The organism is Kineococcus indalonis (assembly GCF_009906395.1).
Lineage (GTDB): Bacteria > Actinomycetota > Actinomycetes > Actinomycetales > Kineococcaceae > Kineococcus > Kineococcus indalonis.
This window is the reverse complement of sequence record NZ_JAAALM010000753.1, coordinates 1-1,402: the sequence shown is the minus strand read 5'-3', so window position 1 is coordinate 1,402 and position 1,402 is coordinate 1. Positions and strand designations below refer to the sequence as shown.

1 protein-coding gene is annotated in these 1,402 nt (G+C 80.8%); it reads right to left on the bottom strand.

What is annotated here, in order from left to right:
* Window positions 1-54: 54 nt before the first annotated feature.
* Window positions 55-1,402: glycosyltransferase 87 family protein (locus tag GTR00_RS20830; RefSeq protein ID WP_166613431.1), on the bottom strand; the 1,348-nt coding region annotated here is incomplete at its 5' end.

The window sequence follows — 1,402 nt, the reverse complement described above, 5'->3', positions numbered from 1 at the left end:
GACCCGACCCGCTCCCCCGCCGGCCCGCGCGCAGGGCCGCCCCCGCGAGCGCGCTCAGGCGACCCGCACCACCAGCGCGTCCGGCGCCCGGTCCACGTCCCCGCCGGCGGGGTCGTCCAGGCCCTCGGCGCGCACCGGGTCGCGCCAGGGCGAGCGCACGTCGCGCACGACCGAGGCGACCAGCCACGCCACCGCCGCCAGGCGCAGCACCAGCAGCAGCGCGTACAGCTCCGGGGGCAGGGCCCGCGAGGGCTCGGACTGGCCGGCGATGTACAGCCACACCGCCCCGAAGTAGGCGGCCTCGGCCGCCCACCACAGCAGGTGCTCACGCCAGCGCGGCACGGCCAGCGCCGCCAGCGGCGCCAGCCACAGCGAGGCCTGCGGCGGGAAGGCCGGGCCGAGCGCGCAGGCCCCGGCCACGAGCAGGAGGGCGACCTGCGGCAGCCGGGGTCGGCGCGGGGCCCACAGCACCAGCAGGGTCACCAGCAGCAGCCACACCCCCCAGGCGCACAGGGTGAGCGCGGTGACCGCTCCGGCGGGCAGCCCGGTGGCGCCGGTGTCGCCGGCGGCCTGCTCGAGCAGCTGCGGCAGCAGCCACGGGGAGCCGTAGCCGGCGGGGCGGACCAGGGGGTCGCGCAGGTGCGCGCTCCACGCGTCCGGGTCGGTCAGGGCGAAGGGCGCGCTGACGGCGCCCCAGGTGGCGGCGGCGGTCAGGGCGGTGGTCGCCGCGGCGCGCGGGCGCCCGGCGCGCAGCGCCACCAGCGCCACGGCGAGCAGCAGGAGCACCGGGTAGGTGCGGGCGGCCACGGCCAGCCCGAGCAGCACCCCGGCGGCCGCGGGGCGCCGGCGCGCCCACAGCGCCAGGCCGGCGGTGGCCAGCGCGACGCCGGCGAGGTCGAAGGAGACCAGCGCGGAGAGCACCAGCAGGGGGCTGGCGGCCAGCAGCGCGGCGTCCCAGCGGCGGCGGGCCCCGGCGGCGGCGGCGACGGCGGCGACGGTGGCCAGGGCGGCGAGCAGGAGCACCACGGCGCCGGCGTCGAAGTAGGCGCGCTGCGCGGCGGCGGTCACCTCCTGGGGGGCGGCGCGGCCCACGAGCCAGGCCAGCGCCGCGGTGAGGGGCGGCTGGCCGAGGGCGACGCCGTCGGCGTACGGGCCCAGGCCCTCGGCCAGGCCGGAGGAGGTGTACACCACCGGCAGGTCGGAGTAGCAGGCGTGCACGAACTGGTCGGGGGTGTTCCAGCCCTGCGCGCGGCAGTGGTGCTTGGTGAGGGCGCCGAGCGCGACGAGCACCGAGGTCAGCGCCACCAGCACCGGCAGGGGCCGGGTCCACCAGGGCCCGCCGGCGCCGAGGTGGCGGCCGGCGGGGCCGCCGAGGACCTCGCTGGCGGCGCGGGCGACGGGG